The 1514-nt window shown below is 64.3% G+C and carries 2 protein-coding genes; one reads left to right on the top strand and one right to left on the bottom strand.

Features of this window, described 5'->3' with window-relative positions; genetic code table 11:
• A partial coding sequence (locus tag AC1D15_RS31595; protein ID WP_477829154.1) for an OB-fold nucleic acid binding domain-containing protein occupies positions 1–483 on the top strand: 483 nt, incomplete at its 5' end.
• Positions 484–554: 71 nt separating this feature from the next.
• On the opposite strand, the gene AC1D15_RS31590 is transcribed toward AC1D15_RS31595, so the two are convergent.
• Positions 555–1514, bottom strand: a 960-nt coding sequence (locus tag AC1D15_RS31590; protein WP_477829153.1) for a DUF72 domain-containing protein, incomplete at its 5' end; no start/stop codon positions are given.

Here is a 1514-nt window from a genome sequence, read left to right as displayed (position 1 = left end):
CCGCCGTTGCTGACGGATGCACCGATCGAAGAAGAGCTGCTTGAGCTGCCGGCCGCGCCAGAAGGCGAGGAGATTTTGTTCGACTACGCATCGTTGGGCCTCACGCTGCGCCGGCATCCGTTGGCATTGCTGCGGGAGAGACTGACGCATCGCGGCTTGTCGTCCGCCGCCGATCTCGCGACCGTCCCGAACGGCCGACGCGTGGACTATTGCGGGATCGTCACCCTCCGTCAGCAACCGAGCACCGCGAGCGGAACGATCTTCGTCTCGTTGGAGGACGAGACAGGCACGGTTCAGGCGATCGTCTGGAAGTCCGTGCGAGACCAGCAACGAGATGTGTTGCTTCGGTCCCGGCTCCTGGTCCTCAGGGGCACTTGGCAGCGCGAAGGGGATGTGTGCAATCTCATCGTGAGCAAGCTCGAGGACCTCACTCCGTTGCTAGGGCGCTTGGCCAAATCTACGCACAGTCGAGACTTCCATTGAACGCGCGAATGCTCGATGGTGTATCAAGGCTGTCGAAGACCCTGAGCAGTCCGCGCAGGCGCGACCTCGCGTCATGCAGCTCGGAGCTGCGTGACTTTGCCCGAGGACGGCGTGACCACGTTGGCTCCGTATGCATGCAAGGCCTCGAATAGCTGCCGGCCGTTCGCTTGCGCGAAATCCTCGGCGTTGTTGTTCATGACTACCTGCAGATGCAGGGGCGGCGCATCGAGCGCCGCGATCTGGCCGGCCAAGCCTTCCAGTTCGGCGTCATCGTATTGGTAGTTGAAGCGCCCGGACGACGTGTTGCTCCGCTTGTTCCAGGTGTGCTCGTTGCGCCCGTGCATGCGTACCAAGGCGTGGTCGTCGTGTGTCACCTCCCACACAGCCGGAACGCAGTTTGCAAAGCCCTGGGGCTCGTCGGCGATGGTGTGCACGACCCTGAGCGACCGCTCGAACGCCAGGGTGTCGCGGGTGTTCGCCTCGTTGAACCAGCTGAAGTTTCGGAATTCGAGGCTGACCATGTGCCCCTGCATGCGCTCGACGCAGTGCTCGATGTGCGCCCGGCCAGCGGGGTTGCGCACGATCCAGGGCGCGAACTGGAAGTGCACCAGCCCGAGCCGGCCCGCTTGCCGCAGTGGGGCGATGCCCTCGACGAAGCGTGCCCACAGTGCGTCGCGGAACTCGGGCGGCACGTCGCGGTAGTACAGGATGGACTTGTCTCGCAACGCGGCGGGAAGCGCCTCGCGCACGTCGGCAGGAAGGGCCTGCGGTGAAGTCTGATGCCCGGTGAAGAGCCGGAAGGCCTTCACGTTCATCACGAAGTCCTGCGGCGTGCGCTCGACCCACCGCTGCGCCATGCCGGGCGGCGTCATGGCATAGAAGCTCGAGTCCACCTCGACCAACGTGAACTGAGTCGCGTAGAAGTGCAGGCGCTCCTCGGGACTCATGTGCTCCGACGGGTAGAAGCGCCCCGTGTCGATGAGCGCTGGGTGCGACCAGGATGCAGTGCCGATCCGGATGCTCATGGGGTG

This window comes from Rhizobacter sp. P2_H2, from assembly GCF_056403375.1.
The sequence above is the reverse complement of the archived record's forward strand: the minus strand, read 5'-3'. Positions and strand labels throughout refer to the sequence as shown.